At 65.8% G+C, this 20040-nt stretch carries 20 protein-coding genes; 15 read left to right on the top strand and 5 right to left on the bottom strand.

The features are described 5' to 3' along the window. Window positions 1-66 precede the first annotated feature (66 nt). The 10 genes from SKP52_RS17280 (at window position 67) to phhA (ending at window position 10854) form a co-directional block, all read left to right on the top strand. Window positions 67-375, top strand: a complete 309-nt coding sequence (locus SKP52_RS17280; RefSeq protein ID WP_321164057.1) for a putative quinol monooxygenase — start codon at window positions 67-69, stop codon at window positions 373-375. Further along, window positions 372-2546: an NAD-dependent DNA ligase LigA gene (gene ligA, locus SKP52_RS17275; protein ID WP_039576807.1), complete on the top strand. Its 2175-nt coding sequence runs from the start codon at window positions 372-374 to the stop codon at window positions 2544-2546. The genes SKP52_RS17280 and ligA overlap by 4 nt, the downstream gene beginning before the upstream one ends. A gap of 164 nt (window positions 2547-2710) precedes the next feature. Further along, entirely contained in the window at window positions 2711-3880 is a 1170-nt protein-coding gene (locus SKP52_RS17270) for a sterol desaturase family protein (protein WP_039576805.1), read from the top strand. Window positions 3881-4029: 149 nt separating this feature from the next. Beyond that, window positions 4030-4422 carry a hypothetical protein gene (locus SKP52_RS17265; RefSeq protein ID WP_039581489.1) on the top strand — a complete coding sequence of 131 codons (393 nt, stop codon included), beginning with the start codon at window positions 4030-4032 and terminating at the stop codon, window positions 4420-4422. Window positions 4423-4491: 69 nt separating this feature from the next. Then, entirely contained in the window at window positions 4492-6501 is a 2010-nt protein-coding gene (locus SKP52_RS17260; RefSeq protein ID WP_039576802.1) for a TonB-dependent receptor family protein, read from the top strand. 11 nt (window positions 6502-6512) lie between these two features. Beyond that, entirely contained in the window at window positions 6513-7865 is a 1353-nt protein-coding gene (locus tag SKP52_RS17255; RefSeq protein ID WP_039576799.1) for a PepSY-associated TM helix domain-containing protein, read from the top strand. A gap of 7 nt (window positions 7866-7872) precedes the next feature. After that, entirely contained in the window at window positions 7873-8637 is a 765-nt protein-coding gene (modA, locus tag SKP52_RS17250; RefSeq protein WP_039576797.1) for a molybdate ABC transporter substrate-binding protein, read from the top strand. Then, window positions 8637-9332: a molybdate ABC transporter permease subunit gene (modB, locus tag SKP52_RS17245; protein WP_039576795.1), complete on the top strand. Its 696-nt coding sequence runs from the start codon at window positions 8637-8639 to the stop codon at window positions 9330-9332. The genes modA and modB overlap by 1 nt, the downstream gene beginning before the upstream one ends. After that, on the top strand, window positions 9322-9942 hold the full coding sequence (locus tag SKP52_RS17240; RefSeq protein WP_039581485.1) for a molybdenum ABC transporter ATP-binding protein: 621 nt from the start codon (window positions 9322-9324) through the stop codon (window positions 9940-9942). The genes modB and SKP52_RS17240 overlap by 11 nt, the downstream gene beginning before the upstream one ends. Window positions 9943-9981: 39 nt before the next feature. After that, window positions 9982-10854: a phenylalanine 4-monooxygenase gene (phhA, locus tag SKP52_RS17235; RefSeq protein ID WP_039576792.1), complete on the top strand. Its 873-nt coding sequence runs from the start codon at window positions 9982-9984 to the stop codon at window positions 10852-10854. Window positions 10855-10857: 3 nt separating this feature from the next. Here the strand turns inward: phhA and SKP52_RS17230 are convergent, their stop codons facing one another. The 5 genes from SKP52_RS17230 to SKP52_RS17210 all read right to left on the bottom strand — a co-directional run bounded on the left by SKP52_RS17230 (window position 10858) and on the right by SKP52_RS17210 (window position 15471). Continuing rightward, the gene (locus SKP52_RS17230; protein ID WP_039576788.1) at window positions 10858-11670 is read right to left on the bottom strand and encodes a hypothetical protein; all 813 of its coding nucleotides are present in this window, start codon (window positions 11668-11670) and stop codon (window positions 10858-10860) included. A 64-nt stretch (window positions 11671-11734) separates the two neighbouring features. Next, the gene (locus SKP52_RS17225; RefSeq protein WP_039576784.1) at window positions 11735-12706 is read right to left on the bottom strand and encodes a 50S ribosomal protein L11 methyltransferase; all 972 of its coding nucleotides are present in this window, start codon (window positions 12704-12706) and stop codon (window positions 11735-11737) included. A 96-nt stretch (window positions 12707-12802) separates the two neighbouring features. Then, window positions 12803-13495 (bottom strand): SDR family NAD(P)-dependent oxidoreductase, encoded by a 693-nt coding sequence (locus tag SKP52_RS17220; protein ID WP_039576781.1) that lies wholly within the window; start codon window positions 13493-13495, stop codon window positions 12803-12805. A gap of 52 nt (window positions 13496-13547) precedes the next feature. Beyond that, entirely contained in the window at window positions 13548-14900 is a 1353-nt protein-coding gene (locus SKP52_RS17215; RefSeq protein ID WP_039581481.1) for a methyl-accepting chemotaxis protein, read from the bottom strand. 103 nt (window positions 14901-15003) lie between these two features. Further along, complete coding sequence (locus SKP52_RS17210; RefSeq protein ID WP_187337261.1) at window positions 15004-15471, bottom strand: Lrp/AsnC family transcriptional regulator; 468 nt, start codon at window positions 15469-15471, stop codon at window positions 15004-15006. 156 nt (window positions 15472-15627) lie between these two features. On the opposite strand from SKP52_RS17210, the gene ald reads away from it, so the two are divergent. From ald to sdhA, 5 genes are all read left to right on the top strand, one after another. Further along, window positions 15628-16743, top strand: coding sequence for an alanine dehydrogenase (ald, locus tag SKP52_RS17205; protein WP_039576779.1), 1116 nt, complete (start codon window positions 15628-15630; stop codon window positions 16741-16743). A 21-nt stretch (window positions 16744-16764) separates the two neighbouring features. Further along, complete coding sequence (locus SKP52_RS17200; protein WP_039576776.1) at window positions 16765-17025, top strand: hypothetical protein; 261 nt, start codon at window positions 16765-16767, stop codon at window positions 17023-17025. A gap of 411 nt (window positions 17026-17436) precedes the next feature. After that, on the top strand, window positions 17437-17817 hold the full coding sequence (gene sdhC / locus SKP52_RS17195; RefSeq protein WP_407695034.1) for a succinate dehydrogenase, cytochrome b556 subunit: 381 nt from the start codon (window positions 17437-17439) through the stop codon (window positions 17815-17817). Further along, window positions 17810-18217: a succinate dehydrogenase, hydrophobic membrane anchor protein gene (sdhD, locus tag SKP52_RS17190; RefSeq protein WP_039576770.1), complete on the top strand. Its 408-nt coding sequence runs from the start codon at window positions 17810-17812 to the stop codon at window positions 18215-18217. Before sdhC ends, sdhD begins: the two co-directional genes overlap by 8 nt. Window position 18218: 1 nt before the next feature. Next, a complete protein-coding gene (sdhA, locus tag SKP52_RS17185; RefSeq protein WP_039576769.1) occupies window positions 18219-20021 on the top strand; it encodes a succinate dehydrogenase flavoprotein subunit in 1803 nt (600 codons plus the stop codon). Window positions 20022-20040 lie beyond the last annotated feature (19 nt).

Genomic DNA, 20040 nt, shown 5'->3' with positions numbered 1-20040 from the left:
TCGGCGCTGCTGGCGATGGCCGCGGCCCTGATCCCCGCTAGGAAACTCCGTGCTTTGGAGGCGAAGATGGAAGAAGCCGACCCGCAATATGGCTTGCTCGGCCAGATGATGGCGCAGCCCGGCCAGCGTGCCGAATTGGTTGCGATCCTGTCCGAAGGCACGGGCGAAATGCCCGGCAACATCGCCTATCTGATCGGCGAGGACAGCGCGAACCCCGACGCGATCTGGATCGTCGAACTTTGGGACAGCAAGGAGGCGCACGCTGCCTCGCTCAATCTTCCCTCGGTGCAGGACGCGATCAAGAAAGGTCGCCCGCTGATCGCAGGATTTGGTACTCGCGCCGAATTCAGGCCGGTGGCAAAGGCCGGTGCATGACCGAAATCGAATCGCTGTCCGAGGCCGACGCTGCCAATGAACTGATGCGGCTGGCGAAGCAGATCGCCTATCACAGCAAACGCTATCACGCCGAGGATGCGCCCGAGATTTCGGACGCCGATTATGACGCGCTCGTTCGCCGCAACAGCGAACTCGAAGCCGCCTTCCCGACGCTGGTCCGCGCCGACAGTCCGAACAAATCGGTCGGCGCGGCGGTCGAGGCGTCGCCGCTCGCCAAGGTCACCCATGCCCAACGCATGATGAGCCTCGACAACGCTTTCGCCGCCGAAGATGTCGAGGAATTCGCGGCGCGCGTGCGCCGCTTTCTGAACCTCGGAGCCGATGCCGTGGTCGCGATGACTGCCGAAGACAAGATCGACGGCCTCTCCTGTTCGCTGCGCTACGAAAAGGGCAAGCTGGTGCAGGCCGCGACACGCGGCGACGGCAGCGTCGGCGAGGATGTGACTTCGAACGTCGCCACCATCGCCGACATCCCCCAAGAACTGAACGGCGCGGCGCCGGACGTCTTCGAGATCCGCGGCGAGGTCTATATGGCGAAGGCCGATTTCACCGCGCTCAACGCGCGACTGATGGAAGAGGGAAGGGCGCTCGCCGCGCAGCGCGAGCAGGCGTTCGACCCCGCTACCGTTCGCCAGTTCGCCAACCCGCGCAACGCCGCCGCGGGTTCGCTGCGCCAGAAGGACGCGAGCGTCACCGCGTCGCGCCCGCTGCGCTTCCTCGCGCATGGCTGGGGCGAGGTCAGCGCGCTTCCCGCCGACACCCAATTTGACGTGATGAAGGCGATCGAACGCTGGGGCGCTCCGGTATCACCGCTGCTCAAACGCTATGAATCGGTCGCCGATATCCTCGCCCATTATGCCGAGATCGAGCGCCGCCGCGCCGATATGGATTATGACATCGACGGCGTCGTCTACAAGGTCGACAGCCTTGCATGGCAACAGCGTCTCGGCTTCGTCGCCAAGGCGCCGCGCTGGGCCATCGCGCATAAATTCCCCGCCGAACGCGCGCAGACCACCCTCGAAGCCATCGATATCCAGGTCGGCCGCACCGGCAAGCTCACCCCCGTCGGCCGCCTCGTCCCCGTCACCGTCGGCGGCGTCGTCGTGTCGAACGTCACGCTCCACAACCGCGACGAAATCGGCCGCCTTGGCGTGCGCCCCGGCGACCGCGTCGTCATTCAACGGGCCGGCGATGTGATCCCGCAGGTCGTCGAGAACCTGACCCGCGACGAGGACCGCGCCCCCTATATCTTCCCCGACCATTGCCCCGTCTGCAGCAGCGAGGCGGTGGCCGAGGAGGGAGAGGTCGACGTGCGCTGTACCGGCGGCCTCATCTGCAACGCGCAGAAATTCGAGCGCCTCCGCCATTTCGTCAGCCGCGGCGCGCTCGACATTGAGGGGCTGGGCGAAAAGAGCATTCAGGAATTCCTCGACCTCGGCTGGCTCGACAAGGGGCCTGCCGACATCTTCCGGCTGAAAAGCCACCGCGCCGATCTGCTCGGCCGCGAGGGCTGGAAGGAAAAGTCGGTCGACAATCTCTTCGCCGCGATCGAAGCGAAGCGCACGCCCGATGCCGCGCGCCTGCTCTTCGGACTGGGCATCCGCCACATCGGCGCGGTGACCGCGCGCGATTTGCTCAAGGGGCTGGGCGATATCGCGCGGCTGCCCAGCAAGGCGGCCGAAATGCAGGCGTGGCTCGACGCCAATCCGCAAGGCGAAGGCGAGTCCGACGGCAAATATATGACGCGCAAGATGGAGGCGATCAAAGCGATCCTCGAAGTGCGCGCCGACGGCATCGGCCCGGCGGTCGCCGAGGCGCTCACCGATTTCTTCCACGAACCGCACAACCGCGCGCTGTGGGACGATCTCCTCTCCGAAGTATCGCCTCCGCTTTATGTGGTTGAGACGCGCGCCAGCGAAGTGTCGGGGATGACGGTAGTATTCACCGGCAAGCTCGAGACGATGAGCCGCGACGAAGCCAAGGCGCAGGCCGAAGCGCTCGGTGCCAAGGCCGCGGGCAGCGTCAGCGCCAAGACCGGCCTCGTGGTCGCAGGGCCGGGCGCGGGGTCGAAACTCAAACAGGCGAGTTCGCTTGGCATCAGAGTGATCGACGAGGCCGAATGGGCGGAGATTGTCGCCGCCGCGGGGTGAGCAAGGCATATATCTTCGTCACCCCGGACTTGATCCGGGGTCCATGACGCCGGGGCAGAAATGAATGCCGGATCAAGTCCGGCTGGACGAAGATGAGGTTAGGGCGATCGTAAACGGTGCGCGCCGTCACAGATGGCGCGGCGAAAATGCTGTGAGGGGGCAACATGGCAAAGCGTGACTATCTCCAGAACCTGATGCGCGATCTCGAATCGCATACCGAGGTGCGGCGGTTCGGCAGCGGGTGGCTCTCGGGCTTTTTCGGCCTGCTGTTCGCGGTCGCCGGTTTATTCATGGTGGTCGCGCTGCGCTTCCCCGACTGGTTCGCGACCCCCGAACTCGAAATCATCAAAAATTGGGGCGGCTTCCGCGGCCTCGTCCACGCGATCCTGCTCGTGAGCTATGGCCTTTCATTGCTCAGTCTGTTGCTGCGTCCGCGCAAGGCGCTCGGGCTTACCGCGCTGATGATCGGGCTCGCCGCGATCCTCGTCGGCGGCTCGAACGTCCAGCCGCAGGAAACGCGCGACTGGGGAATTTTCTTCGGGCTCGACTTTTTCGTCGTGAACCTGCTCGTCACGGGCTTCATGTTCGCGCCCTTGGAGCGCGCCTTTCCGCATCGCCGGACGCAGCGATTGTTCCGCACCGAATGGCGCGAAGACCTCTTTTATTATCTCGTCAGCACGATGTTCGTGCAGGTGCTGGGCTTTCTTGCGCTCGCGCCGTCGACGATCATCAACGAGAATACGTCGAACTGGGAGGCATTCCGCGCCGGGGTCGCGTCGCTGCCGTGGATCGTGCAATTCCTGATCGTCATCGTCGCGTCGGACATGGCGCAATATTGGTTTCACCGCACCTTCCACCGCTACCCCTTCCTGTGGGGCTTCCACGCGGTGCACCACAGCGCGAAGTCGATGGACTGGCTCGCGGGTTCGCGGATGCATTTCGTCGAGATCATCCTGCTCCGCTCGATCACCTCGCTGCCGCTCTTCACGCTCGGCTTCGCGCCCTCGGTGATGCAGGCCTATATCGGTTTCGTCTATGTCTGGTCGTCGCTGCTCCACGCCAATGTCGGGGGCAATTTCAACCGGCTCGGCCACTGGATCGCGACCCCGCGTTTCCATCACTGGCACCACGGGCTCGAACGCGAGGCGTTCGACGTCAATTTCGCGATCCATTTCCCGTGGATCGACAAGATGTTCGGCACCTTCCATTTGCCGAAGGACCGCTGGCCCGAAAATTACGGCATCCCCGAGGATGTGCCGCGCAGCTATTGGGGCCAGTTCCTCTACCCTTGGACGCGCACCGGCAAGAAGACCGACGAGACGCCGGCGGAATAATCTTTCGTCATTGCAAGGAGCCGAAGGCGACCCGGCATCCAGAGGTGGCGCGCACCCCCTCTGGATTGCTTCGCTCCGCTCGCAATGACGATGAGATTGGACGCTTTGTCCGCTTGCCACCCGTGCGGCCGCGCCATAAGGCGCGCAGCGTGAGCCTACTCGCCGCCTTTCGCCGTCCCGGCATCCTGCTGCTTTTGCCGCTGCTCCTCGCGCTTACCGCGCGGGTGCTCGTTGCGCCGGGCTGGATGATCGAGAGCGACAGCGGCGGATCAATCACCGTGCGCATCTGTTCGGACCCCGCCAACCCCGGCGGGACGATGACCATCCCGCTCGAAAAGGCCGGCAGCCACGATGCGGGCGAAGTACAGCAGCATTGTCCGTGGGGCGCTCTCGCCAATGCCCCGATCGTCCCCGATCTGCCGGTCCTCGCCGCTGCGCCGATGGCTGTCGAGTCGGTCCCGGTCGCGGTTCGCTCGCTCGGCTATGCGCCGGGCATCGCCTCACCGCTGCCGCCGAGCACGGGACCACCCGCCTTCGCCTGATCCGTACCGATCGGCTGCCCGCGCCTTGGCGCGGCGCGGCCCGTGACTGTATTCAGCGAAGGAAAAAACATGAAAACCCGTATCCAAGGGGCGGCGCCGTTGCTGGCGCTCGCAACCTGTCTCGTCGCCGCTCCGGCTCGTGCCGAAGAGGCCGATTCGACCATCATCGTCACCGCACCCACCGCCACCGACGCCGCCGAAGCGCGCGCGGCCCAAACCCCCGGCGGCACCGACGTTATTTCGTACAGGGACTATGCCGACAAATCGGTCGTGAGCCTACGCGACACGCTCGCCTTCTCGCCCGGTGTCTATCTCCAGCCGCGTTACGGGCAGGAGGTGCGCATCGCGATCCGCGGTTCGGGCCTGTCGCGCGGCTTCCACATGCGCGGTCTGACGCTGCTGCAGGACGGCGTGCCGATCAACCTTGCCGACGACAATGGCGATTTCCAGGAACTCGAACCGATCTTTTTCGACCATCTCGAAGTCTATCGCGGCGCCAACGCGCTGCGCTTCGGCTCGGGCACACTCGGCGGCGCGATCAACGGCGTGACCCCGACCGGGCGCACGGCGGAGGGTTTCTACCTGCGCGGCGATGTCGGCAGCTTCGACAGCGTGCGCGGGCTGGTGTCGGCAGGTGTCGCAAGCGACCGAGTCGACGCGTGGGGCGCAATCAGCGCCGACCGCTCGGACGGCGACCGCGACCATGCGAAGCGCCGCAGCCTGCGCTTTCAAGGCAATGTCGGGTTGAAGCTGAGCGATGTGGTGAGCACGCGCTTCTATGCGAGCATCAACAACATCGACCAGCAACTCCCCGGTGCGCTGACGCGGGCCGAGGCACTGTCGACCCCGCGCAGGGCCAGCGCGGGCGCCGTCGCGGGCGATCAGGGGCGCGACATCGACTCGCTGCGCCTCCAGAACCGCACGCACTTCGACTGGGGCGAACTGACGCTCGACGTCGGTGGGTTCGTCAACGCCAAGTCGCTCCATCATCCGATCTTCCAGCTGATCGACCAGAAGTCGGTCGACATCGGCACTTTCTTCCGCGCCGATTATGCGGCGGGGCCGGTCGAGTTGACCTTTGGCGGCGAAATCCGCCGAGGCAGCACCGACGCGCGGCAGTTCGTCAACAATGGCGGGCGGCGCGGCGCGCTGACCTTCGATGCCGATCAGAAGGCGCAAACGGCGACGCTCTACGGCGAAGTCCGCGTGCGGCCGGTCGAGGCGCTGACGTTGATCGCGGGCGGCGTCTACGCCGACGGCTGGCGCCAGCGCCACGTCACTTTCTCGGCCACCCCGGCGACCGACGGCCGGATCGACTTCGATGCCTTCTCGCCAAAGGTCGGCCTTCTGTTCGAACCCGCCGCCAACATCCAGATCTTCGCCAACTACAGCCGCTCGGCCGAATTCCCGGGCTTTGGCGAAGTCTTCCAGACGATCGGCACCCCGCCGACGAGCACATTGGTGTCTGACATCCGCCCGCAACGCGCCTGGACCGCTGAAATCGGCACACGCGGCAAGCTGGGTTTCGCGAGCTGGGACCTCGCGCTCTACCGATCGACGCTGAAGGGCGAATTGCTCCAGTTTACGACGAACAGCAATATCCCGGCGGCAACCTTCAACGCCGACCGCACGCTCCATCGGGGCGTCGAGGCCGGGCTGGATCTCGCGCCAACCGATTGGCTGCGGTTGCGGCAGGTCTACACCTACAGCGACTTCCGTTTCCGTAATGACGCCCAGTTCGGCGACAACCGCCTGCCGGTCGTGCCGAAGCACGTCTATCGCGCAGAGCTTCGCCTCGGCACCGATGCGCTGCATATCGCGCCGAACGTGGAATGGATCCCCGACGGCCCCTTTGCGGACTACCGCAATCAGGTCCGCACCCCCGGCTATGCGCTGATGGGCGTCACCGGCGGCGCGACGGTTGCAAAGGGCATCGACGCCTTCGTCGACGTCCGCAATATCACCGGCAAGAAAGCGATCGGCGACATCAGCGCGGCGATTGTCGTCACGCCCGCGTCGGCGGTCTATTATCCGGTCGAGCGCCGCGCGGTGTCCGCCGGTATCCGCGCGCGGTTCTGAAAGGGCAGGGGATGACCGACATCAACCGGGTTCCGCTCTACCGCACGATCTGGCGCTGGCATTTTTATGCCGGGCTGTTCGTCATCCCCTTCGTTCTTGTCTTGTCGGCGACGGGCGCGGCCTATCTGTTCAAGCCGCAGATCGACCGGTGGGAGGAGCGCGCGTGGCGCGGCCTGCCGACGGAAGGCGCGGTCGACGCCGACGCGCAGGTCGCCGCCGCGCTCGCCGCCAATCCGGGCGCGAGCTTCCATTATTACCGCATCCCCGAGGCGCCGGGCGATGCGGCGGTCGTTCATATCGGCCTGCCGGGTGGAGGGATGCGCGATGTCGCCGTGTCGCCCCAAGGAAGGGCAATCGGCGCGATCGACCCCGACCAGCGCATCGCCGCCTGGTTGTCGAGCATTCATGGGAGCCTCTTGATCGGTCGCACTGGAAAGCTCCTGGTCGAGCTCGCCGCCAGCTGGGCGATCGTGATGATCCTGACCGGGCTTTATCTGTGGTGGCCGCGCGGGCGCGGTGCCGCGGGGGTCGTCTGGCCGCGGCTGTCGCTCGGCGGCCGCGCGGCGCTGCGCGATCTTCACGCCGTCACCGGCTTCTGGGTCTCGGGCCTCGCGCTCGTCCTGCTCTTCACCGCGCTGCCGTGGACCGAGGTCTGGGCGAGCGGTTTTCGCACCGTCCGGGCCGAAATGGGCTGGGTGTCGGGGGTGCAGGACTGGAAGGGCGGCGCCAATCCCCACGCTGCGCACGATCATCATGCGATGGCGGCAGCCGAACCCGCAGGCCCACCGCCGCGCGCGCGCCTCGAATATATCGTGCTCCGCGCCCGCACCGAACATATGCCCGCCCCCGCGATCATCCAGCCGCCGGGCGCGCCCAACGCCTTCGGCCCGCCCAACGGCAATGTCTGGACGCTCACCACGCTGACGCAGAACCGTCCGCTGGTGCGCAAGGTCAGCTACGACCCCGAAACCAGCCTCGAAGTCGCGCGCAGCGGCTTTGCCGAGAAACACGCCATCGACCGCGCGGTGGGCTATGGCATCGCATGGCACGAGGGGCAGCTGTTCGGTCTCGCCAACCAGTTGATCGGCGTCGCGACCGCGCTCGCGCTGTTCACCCTCGCGATCTCGGGCTTTCTGATGTGGCGTCGCCGCAAACCCGATGATGCGCTCGGGGCGCCGCCCGTGGCGCGCGATCCCGCCAAGCTCAAGGGCGTCGCGGCATTGGTCCTGATCCTCGCGGCACTGTTCCCCTTGCTCGCCGCCTCGCTGATCCTGTTCTGGATCGTCGAACGCCTCATCATCCCGCACCTGCCGCGCACCGCACGCTGGCTCGGCGTTGCGGCGAAGGGCTCGCCGCGCCTATAGGTTGCGCATGGCCCGTGCCCTCCACCTGTGCGCTCTACTTGTCGCGCTGCTCCTGAGCCCCGCTGCGATGGCGCAGGAACGCGGCCCGGCGGTGCTCGCGGCGGCGAGCCTGCAGGAATCGCTGACCGAGGTCGCCAATGTCTGGGCGGCAAAGGGTCACGCCAAACCCGTGCTCTCCTTCGCCGCCTCGTCGGCGCTGGCACGGCAGGTGATCGCGGGCGCGCCCGCCGACCTCTTTCTTTCGGCCGACGAGGTGTGGATGGACGCGGTGACGAAGGCCGGCCTCCTTCGCGCGGGAACACGCACGACCTTGCTCGGCAACCGGCTCGTGCTGATCGCTCGCGCATCCAGCAAAGTCCGCCTGACCCCGACGCGCGGCTTCGCGCTCGCGAAGGCGCTCGGCACCGGCCGCCTCGCGCTCGCTGATCCTGACGCGGTGCCTGCGGGTAAATATGCGAAGGCGGCGCTCACCCATCTCGGCGTATGGGCCGGCGTCGCCGCCAAGGTCGCCCCCGCCGAAAATGTCCGCGCCGCGATGGCGCTCGTCGAACGCGGCGCCGCGCCGCTCGGCATCGTCTATGCCACCGACGCGCGCGCGTCGAAGGCGGTGCGCGTCGTCGCTACCTTCCCGGCATCGAGCCATCCGCCGATCCGTTATCCGGTCGCGCAGCTCAAGGCCTCGCGGCACCGGGATGCGACGGCCTTCCGTGCCTTCTTGCTATCGAAACAGGGCCGCGCGATCCTCGCGCGCCACGGCTTCTCGGCGCCCTGATGCTGTCACCCGAAGAGTGGGGGATCGTCGGGCTGTCGCTGAAGGTCGGCGGCGTCGCGGTGCTTGCCACGCTTCCCATCGCCTTCGCGCTCGCGTGGCTGCTCGCGCGCTACCGCTTCCCCGGCCGTGTCGTCCTCGATGCGCTCGTCCATTTGCCGCTCGTGCTGCCCCCCGTCGTCACCGGCTGGCTGCTGCTCATCGCCTTCGGCCCGTTCGGCCCCGTTGGGCGCTGGCTTGAAAGTTGGTTCGGCGTGAGCCTGATGTTCCGCTGGACCGGCGCCGCGCTCGCCGCCGCGATCATGGCGTTGCCGCTGATGGTGCGCGCGATGCGGCTGTCGATCGAGGGCATCGACCGGCGGCTCGAGGGTGCGGCGCGCACGCTCGGCGCGACCCCTTGGCACAGCTTCTGGACGATCAGCCTGCCGCTCGCACTCCCCGGCGTGCTCGCCGCGCTCGTCCTCGGCTTTGCACGTTCGATCGGCGAGTTCGGCGCGACGATCACCTTCGTCTCGAACATCCCGGGCGAGACGCGAACGCTGCCGCTTGCCATCTATTCGGCGCTGCAAGTGCCCGGCGGCGAGGCGATGGTAACGCGCCTTGCGTTATTGTCGGTCGCGCTTTCGCTCGGCGCGTTGATCCTGTCCGAATATCTCGTGCGCTGCACCCATGGCGGGAGGCAGCGGCATGGCGATTGATATCGACGTCGCCAAGCGGCTCGGCGACCGGACGATCGCCGCGCGCTTCACCGCGGGGCCGGGGCTGACCGCGCTTTTCGGCCCGTCGGGGGCGGGCAAGTCGAGTATCCTCAATATGGTCGCCGGGCTGCTGAGGCCCGACCGCGGTCATATCCGCATCGGCGATCGGACCTTGTTCGACGGCGCCGTCGACATGCCGCCCGAGGCACGCCGCGTCGGCTATGTCTTTCAGGACGGCCGGTTGTTTCCGCACCGCCGCGTGCGCGCGAATCTCACCTATGGCCACGATCTTGCCGACCCCGCCGACCGCTGGATGAGCGTCGACGAGGCCGTCGCCTTCCTGGGCATCGGCGATCTGCTCGGCCGCTGGCCGCACAGCCTTTCGGGGGGCGAGGCACAGCGTGTCGCGATCGGCCGCGCATTGCTTGCAGGACCCGAAATCCTGCTGATGGACGAACCGCTCTCATCGCTCGACGCGGCGCGGCGCAGTGATATCATGACGGTGATCGAACGGATTCGCGACGAGCTCAAACTTCCGATCCTCTATGTCAGCCACGACCGCGCGGAGGTCGACCGGCTCGCAACGTCGGTGGTAGCGATCGGCGAATAAAGTTTCACTTGAAACCATTTTGATGATAGAAGCGGTCGTATGGAAAGCCAGTTTACCCACGTCCACGATACGCCGCCGCCCGGCGCCGCGGCCGACTGGACGATTTCGCAAAATTGGGACGCCTTCACCGCCGACGAACATGCGATGTGGGACCGGCTGTTCGCGCGCCAGTCGGAGATGCTGCCCGGCCGCGCCGCCGACGCCTTCCTGCGCGGAATCGACGTGCTGCGCCTCGAAAAGCCGGGCATCCCCGATTATCGCGAGCTCAACGCGCGGCTGATGGCCGCGACGGGGTGGCAGGTGATCGCCGTGCCGGGGCTCGTCCCCGACGAAGTCTTCTTCGACCACCTCGCGAACCGGCGCTTTCCGGCGGGCAATTTCATCCGCACGCCGCAGCAGCTCGATTATCTGCAGGAACCCGACGTGTTCCACGACGTGTTCGGCCATGTTCCGATGCTCGCCGACCCGGTGTTCGCCGACTATATGGTTGCGTATGGAGAGGGCGGGCTCAGAAGCCTAAAATTCGACGCGCTGAAACAGCTTGCGCGGCTCTACTGGTACACGGTCGAATTCGGGCTGATCCGCGAAGCGGGCGGCCTGCGCATTTATGGCGCCGGCATCGTCTCCTCCTTTGCCGAAAGCGTTTTCGCGCTCGATTCGGACAGCCCGAACCGCATCGGTTTCGACCTCGCGCGCGTGATGCGCACCGATTACCGGATCGACGATTTCCAGCAGAATTATTTCGTGATCAACAGCCTCGACCAGCTGCTCGACACGACGGTGAACACCGACTTCGCGCCGCTTTATGCGAAGAACGCCGCGCTGCCGCCGATCCCGATCGCCGATTTCCTGCCGGAGGATGAGGTGATCACGCGCGGCACACAGGAATATGCGCTCGCCAAGAGCGGCTGACGCTTACTCGCCGCTTTTGCGCACCGTCGTCACCAGCTGGCGCCGCTGCTGATAGGCTTCGCGATCGGGCGGCACCGTATAGATTCCGCGCAGCAGCGCCGCATCGTGGCTCGACAGTTCGCGGCGCTCGGTCTCGCCGTCGAACAGCGCCAGGATCGACTCCTTCGGCGGCGGCGGATTGCTTCGGAACTCGGCGAGCGCGACCATCGCGGCATAGGCGGCGACCGAATCAAGCGGCATGCCGTCGGCCTGTTCGACATCGATCACCACGGTCGCCGTTTGCAGCGCACGCACGACCTGCGTGCTGACGATGCTGCTGTTGTAGAGCTTCACGTAAAAGTCGCTGATCGGCATGCCGTCGCGGCTTTCGTCGCGCGTCGTGTACCACCAGCGGATCGCGCTCGTCCCGTCGAGCACGCGGTCGCGCGCCACCGGCGCCAGCTCGGCGAATTGGTCGGGCGCTTTGCGGCGTACCGCGCGTGCGAGGCTTCGTCCGTCCGCGCTGAAGGCGATGACGATATTGGCCTGACAATCCGCAGGGGCAACAGGTGCGCCGGCAGCCGTGGCAACCGTGCGAACGCGCGCGTTGACGATGCCCGCGACCATATCGCTGACGCCGACCGTGCGCGGGCACACGGGATCGACCCACCGCGCCAGGGGCTTCAGCTGCGCGATCCCGGCGCGCCGCACATATTCTGCGGCGCGCTTCTTCGCTTCTTCGCGCGTGACGGGGGTTCCGGTGACGATGATCGCGTCGGGATCGTCGCCGGCGACGGGCGCAGCGACGAGCAGGGCTAGGACGGCAAACAGGCTCATGCCCGATTTCTCCCGATGATTTGCATCAGATTAGCAAATCGTCGGGATATTTCCAGTGTTTAGCTTACCAGCTTCCGAAGCTCGCATCCGAGGGGCTGGCGCGGTGGAACGCGCGTTCCTTGCGGCGCCAGCCGTAACGGCGGCGCTTGATCAGCAACAGGCACGGCCATTCGGCGCTGCCGCCGCGCACCGCGAGGCGGAAACCCTGCGCGCGATAGGCGGCGAGCACCGGCTCCATCTGGCGCGCGATCAACCCCGCAAGGATTGCATGGCCACCCGGCGCGGTCGCGGCGGCGATATCGGGAGCGAGGGTGATCAGCGGGCCGGCGAGGATGTTCGCGATGACGAGGTCATAGGGTGCGCGATGCTTGATCGACGGGTGATCGGTCCCCGGGGCGACGGCGAGCCCGAGGCCGCCGCCGCCGCGACCAAGCGGAACGCCGTTTATCGCCGCATTGTCGCGCGTCACGAAAATGCTTGCGGGGTCGATGTCCGACGCGATCGTCTTCGCGCGCGGCCAAAGTGCCATTGCGGCAAAGGCGAGCAGCCCGGTGCCGGTGCCGATATCGGCAATATTGCGCGGACTCGCGCCCTGCCGCGCCAGCTGGTCGAGCATCGCCAGGCAGCCTGCGGTCGTGTCGTGCCCGCCGGTGCCGAACGCCTGACTCGCGTCGATCAGAAAGGGTGTAGTCCCTGCCGGAACGCGGTCGGCATAGCTGCTCGTGTGGACGAAAAAGCGCCCGGCCTGCACGGGCTCGAGCCCCTGCTGCGACAGCGTGACCCAATCTTCTTCGGGCAATTCCGCGACGACGGGGGTCTGGCCCTTTGCGCTCGGCACGAATGACTGGAGCAGCTTCAGCAGCGCCGCGCCGGGCTTGTCGTCCATATAGGCGTCGAGCTGCCACAGCCCTGCATCCTCGTCGATCTCGCGTGTTACGACGACGGGCGCTTCGACCAGCGCATCGAGTTCGGGAATCTCGCCTGACAGCGCCTCGGCCTCGGGGCGGGTGCAGGGGAGCGAGACGATCCAGCTCATTTACCCAAACCCGTCATTCCCGCGAAGGCGGGAATCCCGCTTTCTCCGCGCCAGAAGCGGGATTCCCGCTTTCGCGGGAATGACGAAGGCGTGAAATTAGCGCACATAACTCGCGCCATTCACATCGAGCACCGCGCCGGTCATCGACGGCGGGGCGTCGAGCGCACACCAGCGCGCCATCTCGCCGACCTCATCGGGCATCGCGACGCGGCCGAGCGGAATGTCGGCGAGCAATTTGTCGCCGCCGCGGCTCGCCAGATACTCCTCGGCCATCCCCGTCATCGTGAAGCCGGGACAGATCGCAAAGGCAAGGATGCCGTCCTTGGCATAGGCACGCGCGATCGTCTTGGTCATCGCGACCATGCCCGATTTCGACGCCGCATAATGCCAGTGCGCGGGGCTGTCGCCGCGATAGGCGGCGCGGCTGGCGATATTGACGATGCGGCCGGGAACGCCGCGTTCCTGCCAGTGCAGCACCGCATGGCGGCAGAGTTGTGCGCTCGCGGTCAGATTGACCTGCATCGTGCGGTTCCAGTTCGCGAGCCACTCGGCGTCGGGATCGCCGATCGGATTGGCTTCGAACACCCCGGCATTGTTCACCAGCACGTCGATCCGGCCAGCCAGCCGGTCGAGGCTCGCCTGCCACAGCCGGTCGGGCGTCGCCGGGTCCGCAAGGTCGCCGTCGGCGCTCGACAGCGCGACGACCTTGGTCGCGTCGAGGGTGAGGGCCTCGGCGATCGCGGCGCCGATGCCGCGGCTCGCGCCGGTGATCAGGATATGCGTGCTCATGCCCCGCCTTAGGCAGCGGGGCAGGGCTTGCCAAGCGGGGGAGGCGGCTGTTTTACGCCACCCGGCGGCTGAATTCGCTAGCGGCCTGTTCGAGTTGCTGCAACCGGCCGCCCATCTTGGCGAATTCCTGGCTCAGCACGCTGATCTCGCTCGCGACCATGCCCGAATCGTTGCGGATGCTAGCGATCGTCGACGACATCGAATCGGCGGCGAGCGCGGTTTCGTCGACCGCGGCGGTGATCGAGGTGACCGTCTGCGCCTGTGCGTCCATCGCATCGCGGATGCGCTGCGCCGAATTCTGCACTTCGACGATCGTCGCCTGGATCGACTGGTTCGCGCTGACCGATCCCTTGGTCGCCTGTTGGATCGCGGTGATCTTGCCCGCGATATCGTCGGTCGCGCGCGCGGTTTCGTTGGCGAGGCTTTTCACTTCCTGCGCAACCACGGCAAAGCCGCGCCCCGATTCGCCCGCGCGGGCGGCTTCGATCGTGGCGTTGAGCGCGAGGAGATTCGTCTGGCCCGCAATCTCGCGGATCAATCCCAAAATGGATTCGATCGATTCGGCGTGATGCGACAGCGCTTCGGACATCGCGACGGCTTCGCCCGCCTGCTCCGACGCGCGCGTCGCGACGCTGGCGGAGGCTTCGACTTCGCTGCGCGCATCCTCGATCGCGCGGATCAGCCCGGCGGCGGTCGAGGCGGCTTCGCGCATCGCCATCGCCGATTGTTCGGACGCGGCGGCGACTTCGCTCGTCTTCGCGATCATGCCCTTTGCCGCCTGGTCGGCCGAGGCCGCCTGCTTGGCGAGCTGGTCCCGCACCCCGTCGGTGTCCTGCACCAGCGAGGCGATCGAGCGGTCGAAATCGCCCGCGAGCGTCAGCCGCTCGCTCGAAATCACCGCGCGGTCGAGCTTGGTCGCATAGCGCTGCATGATGTCGAATTCGAGCAGCGACAGGCGGTTGATCGCGGCCGTCAGCCGCGTCTGGCGGGCGGTGTCGCCGGCGGTGGCGTCGATCACGAACTCGATCGTCAGGCGCAGGCTTTCGGCGATGCACGACATGACCGATGCGAGCGGCAGCTTCACGCGCCGTGCCATATGCGTGTTCTGACAGGCGATCGTCGCGACCTCCTGTCCCGCGGCGTCGCGATATTTGGCCGCGGTGTGGCGCGCGCTGCCCTGCACATAGGATTCGAACATCTCGCCCTCGACCTTGCGCTCGATGCTCGGCAGCGCGTTGAACGCCTGCCAATAGGCGCGCGCGATATGCTCCTCGCGCCCGGCGATGATGCCATAGATTTCGGCGGCGTCGGCGGCCAGATGTCCGTCGAGATCATAATAGGGAAAGCGGTCGGCCATCAGAATCGGGTCGATTTGCTGCTTATGAATGGGATTTTCCTTCACCATGATCCTGCTTCCCCGATCGATCCCAAAGACGTGCGGATCTGCCGCCCACATGCGTCTGCTAAACTGGTGAACGAGATATGCGTCTCAACTGGTAAATTCGTCGTTAACCCGCGGCAGGCACCGGATAGCCCTCGAACGCCTTGATCGTGCGCAGCGCAAAGGCGCTGTGCATCGCCGCGACGCCAGGCAGGCGCGACAGGCAATGGCGGTGCAGGCGGTCGAAATCGGCGACGTTGCGCGCCGCGACGCGGAGGCGATAATCCGACGCTCCCGACAAAAGCTGGCATTCGAGGATCTCGTCAAAACTCTTCACCGCGCTTTCGAACGCGGTCAGCGCCTCTTCGCTCTGCGACGTCAGGCTGATATCGACGAAGACGTCGAGCCCGAGGCCGATGCGATCGGGGGCGAGCCGCGCGGCATAGCCGGTGATGATCCCCGCCGCCTCGAGCGCACGGATGCGCCGGTGGCACGCCGAGGCCGACAGCCCGACGATCTCGCCAAGCTCGGCCGCCGGCTTGGGGCCTTCGCGTTGCAGCAGGTGAAGCAGCTTTGCGTCGATGCGATCAATCATATTGCGTGATCAGCCCATATGGCGCGAAAATATCGCGCGCTTGTGCAAAATCAGAGGAGCATATGCAAGCACCTCGCACGCCTTTCCTGATACAAGCGCCGACAAGTTTCGGCGGTCCTGTCGATCGTCGGCGACATCCATATGTGGAGAGCGACCATGATCATCGGCACCCCCAAGGAAATCAAGAATCACGAATATCGCGTCGGGCTGACCCCCGAAAGCGCGCGCGAGCTCGTCGTCCACGGCCACCGCGTGCTGGTGCAGACCGGCGCGGGCGAAGGCATTGGCGCGCACGACCGCTATTATGTCGAGGCCGGCGCCGAGATCGTCCAGACGGCGGAAGAGATTTTCGCGACCTGCGAGATGGTCGTGAAGGTCAAGGAACCCCAGCCGGTCGAACGCGCGATGCTGCGCGAGGGCCAGATCCTCTACACCTATCTCCACCTGGCGCCCGATCCCGACCAGACGCGCGACCTGATGGCATCGGGTGCGGTGTGCATCGCCTATGAGACCGTGACCTCGCCGCACGGCGGCCTGCCGCTGCTCAAACCGATGAGCCAGGTCGCGGGGCGCATGTCGATCCAAGCCGGCGCGACCGCGCTCGAAAAGGCGCATGGCGGCCGCGGGGTGCTGCTCGGCGGCGTTCCCGGCGTCGCGCCGGGCAAGATCTGCATCATCGGCGGCGGCGTCGTCGGTTTCAACGCGGCGCAGATGGCGGCAGGCCTCGGCGCCGACGTCACCATCCTCGACCGCGATCCCGAAGTGCTGGAGCGCGTCGGCACCTTTTTCGAGGCGCGCGCCAAGACGCGCTTCTCGAACCGCGCCAATCTGGCCGAATGCGTCGCCGAGGCCGACCTCGTCATCGGCGCGGTGCTGATTCCCGGAGCCGAAGCGCCCAAGCTCGTCACGCGCGAAATGCTCGGCACGATGCGCCCCGGCTCGGTGCTCGTCGACGTCGCGATCGACCAGGGCGGCTGTTTTGAGACCAGCCACGCGACCACCCACGCCGACCCGACCTATGTCGTCGACGGCATCGTCCATTATGCGGTCGCGAACATGCCGGGCGCGGTCGCGCGCACCAGCACCTATGCGCTCAACAACGTCACCCTGCCGCACGCGCTGCGCATCGCCGATCTGGGGTGGAAAGAAGCGTTGAAACGCGACGTGCATCTTGCGCAGGGTTTGAACGTTTGGAATGGTAAGGTGACGTTCGAAGCCGTAGCGGAGGCGATCGGAACCGATTATGTGCCTGTGGAGCAGGCACTCGCCTGACAAAAGGACATAAGTGAGACGATGACCGACCAAGCGCCCCCCCCGCCGCCGCCCACCTCTTCAGGCGACGACGAACAGGAAGAAAATGAAGTGCTGCGCGCTGCGCGTGAGCGGCAGCAGCAGAAGGAAGCTGCGGACGCCGCCGAAGCAGCCGACAAAGAAGCGTCGAAGGGCGAAAACGTCAAGCGCGGATGGAAAACCGCGGCTGCCGCCGGTCTCGGTATCGGTTCAGCTGCGGTGATTGCGGCGCTGCTCTACGCGAACCGCGGCAAGATCAAGTGAGGCATTTTCTCACGCGCTGAAAGCGTGTGGCCGTCGAAATGCGCTATCCTGGACTTGAGCCGGGGCCGGGAAGGGTGGCCATGTGCCGCCCTTTTTTCGTTGTGGCCAAATGACCGTTTTAGGGTGGTGAGCGGACGTTCACCCTCTCCCAAAGGGAGAGGGCTTTATGGCAGCTCCCCGGTCGTTAGCTACCATGCAAGGCGAGATCCACGGCGCTCGGACCGACGGAGATCGAACGACACGTCCGCAATTCATTCGCCTATGCTCCTAAGCAATTGCATATCGTGGCGGGAAGGCTTAACCGGCACCGCATCGACCGTTTAGAGTCAGGACAGGGCTGATATGGCTGGCAACGAACCGAGCGCGCGTCCGCGCTCCCCGCATTTGCAGGTATATAAATGGAGCCCCGCGATGGCGGTCTCCATCTTCCACCGCGTCAGCGGCGACGGTCTCGCGATCGTCGGCGGCCTGATGTTTCTCTGGTGGCTCGGCGCACTCGCCGCGGGGCCCGATGCCTATGCGGCGTTCCTCGCCTGCGTGTGGCACGATCCCAGCCCGGAGATCGGCACGCTCCACCAGATCACCAATATCCTCGGCAAGGTCGTGCTGATCGGCCTGACCTGGGCGTTCTTCCAGCATCTCTTCTCGGGCCTGCGTCACTTCGTGCTCGACACCGGCGCGGGCTATGAGCTCAAGACGAACAAGATCTTCTCGATCCTTGTTTTTGTCGGCTCGATCACCGCGACCGCCGCAGTCTGGCTCTATGTCTTCAAGGGGGCGCTCAATGGGTAATGGAACGCGTCTCGGCCGTGTGCGCGGGCTCGGCTCGTCGCATCATGGCTCGCACCACTGGATCCAGCAGCGCCTGACCGCGCTCGGCAACATCCTGCTCGTCACCTGGTTCGTCGTCTCGATGTTCCGGCTGCCGCTCGGCGATCATGCTGCGGTGTTGCGCTGGGCGTCGAACCCGACCGTCGCGCTCGCGCTGATCCTAATGACCGCGAACGTCTTCTGGCATTTGCGCCTCGGGCTGCAGGTGATGATCGAGGATTATGTCCACGGCGAGGCGGCCAAGCTGCTGTCGCTCGTCCTTCTCAACTTCTACGCGATCGGCGGCGCCGCTTACGGCATTTTCGCCATCATCCGCATCGCGCTGGCGCCCGCCACCGGGCTCGCTCCGGGGGGCATGTAAGATGACCGAAGCCTATAAGATCATCGACCATATCTATGACACAGTCGTCGTCGGGGCCGGCGGGTCGGGCCTGCGCGCCACGATGGGCAGCGCCGAAGCCGGACTCAAGACCGCCTGCATCACCAAAGTGTTCCCGACACGCAGCCACACCGTTGCCGCGCAGGGCGGCATCGCCGCCTCGCTCGGCAACAATTCGCCCGACCATTGGCAGTGGCATATGTACGACACCGTCAAGGGCTCTGACTGGCTCGGCGACCAGGACGCGATCGAATATATGGTGCGCGAGGCGCCGAACGCGGTCTATGAACTCGAGCACGCCGGCGTGCCGTTCAGTCGCAATCAGGACGGCACCATCTACCAGCGCCCGTTCGGCGGCCATATGCAGAATATGGGCGAAGGCCCGCCGGTGCAGCGCACCGCCGCAGCGGCCGACCGCACCGGCCATGCGATGCTCCACGCGCTCTATCAGCAGAGCCTGAAGTACGACGCTGACTTCTTCGTCGAATATTTCGCGCTCGACCTGATCATGGAAGACGGCGCCTGCCGCGGCGTTATCGCGATGTGCCTCGAGGATGGCAGCATCCACCGTTTCCGCTCGCAGGCCGTCGTTCTCGCGACCGGCGGTTATGGCCGCAGCTATTTCACCGCGACCTCGGCGCATACCTGCACCGGTGACGGCGGCGGCATGGTGCTGCGCGCCGGCCTGCCTTTGCAGGACATGGAATTCGTCCAGTTCCACCCGACCGGCATCTACGGCGCCGGCGTCCTCATCACCGAGGGCGCGCGCGGCGAGGGCGGTTATCTCACCAATTCCGAGGGCGAGCGTTTCATGGAACGCTACGCCCCCTCGGCGAAGGATCTGGCATCGCGCGACGTCGTCTCGCGTTCGATGGCGCTCGAAATCCGCGAAGGCCGCGGCGTCGGCCCGCACAAGGATCATATCTTCCTGCACCTCGATCATATCGATCCCGCGGTGCTCCACGAACGCCTTCCGGGGATCACCGAAAGCGGCAAGGTTTTCGCGGGCGTCGACCTGACGCGCCAGCCGCTGCCCGTCGTACCGACGGTCCATTATAATATGGGCGGCATCCCTTGTAACTATCATGGCGAAGTCGTGACCTTGGGCAAGGATGGCCCCGACACCGTCGTCCCCGGCCTGTTCGCGGTCGGTGAAGCGGCGTGCGTGTCGGTCCACGGCGCGAACCGCCTCGGCTCGAACAGCCTGATCGACCTCGTCGTCTTTGGACGCGCGACGGGTCACCGGCTCAAGGAAATCATCACCCCCGGCGCGGCACAACAGCCGCTGCCCAAGGACAGCGCCGACCTTGCGCTCGGCCGCCTCGACCATTTCCGCAACGCCAATGGCGGCTCGCCGACCGCCGAAATCCGCCTCGAAATGCAGCGCGCAATGTCTGCGCACGCCGCGGTGTTCCGCACCGACGAACTGATGGCCGAGGGCAAGGAAAAGCTGACCAAGACCTATCAGCGGATGAACGACATCCATGTCACCGACCGCAGCCTGATCTGGAACACCGACCTCATCGAAACGCTCGAGCTCGACAACCTGATTTCGCAGGCGACCGTGACGATGCATTCGGCGTTCAACCGCAAGGAAAGCCGCGGCGCGCACGCGCACGAGGATTTCCCGAACCGCGACGACGCGAACTGGATGAAGCACACGATCAGCTGGTTCGACGGCTGGGGCGGCAAGGGCGGCGGCGTCCGCCTCGATTACCGTCCGGTCCACGAATATACGCTGTCGGACGACGTCGAATATATCAAGCCGAAGGCGCGCGTTTACTGATCGACTTTTAGCGGATTTG

It is taken from the genome of Sphingopyxis fribergensis, assembly GCF_000803645.1.
GTDB classification, from domain to species: domain Bacteria; phylum Pseudomonadota; class Alphaproteobacteria; order Sphingomonadales; family Sphingomonadaceae; genus Sphingopyxis; species Sphingopyxis fribergensis.
Note: the sequence above shows the minus strand (reverse complement) of the source record. Positions and strands in the feature narration are given on the sequence as shown.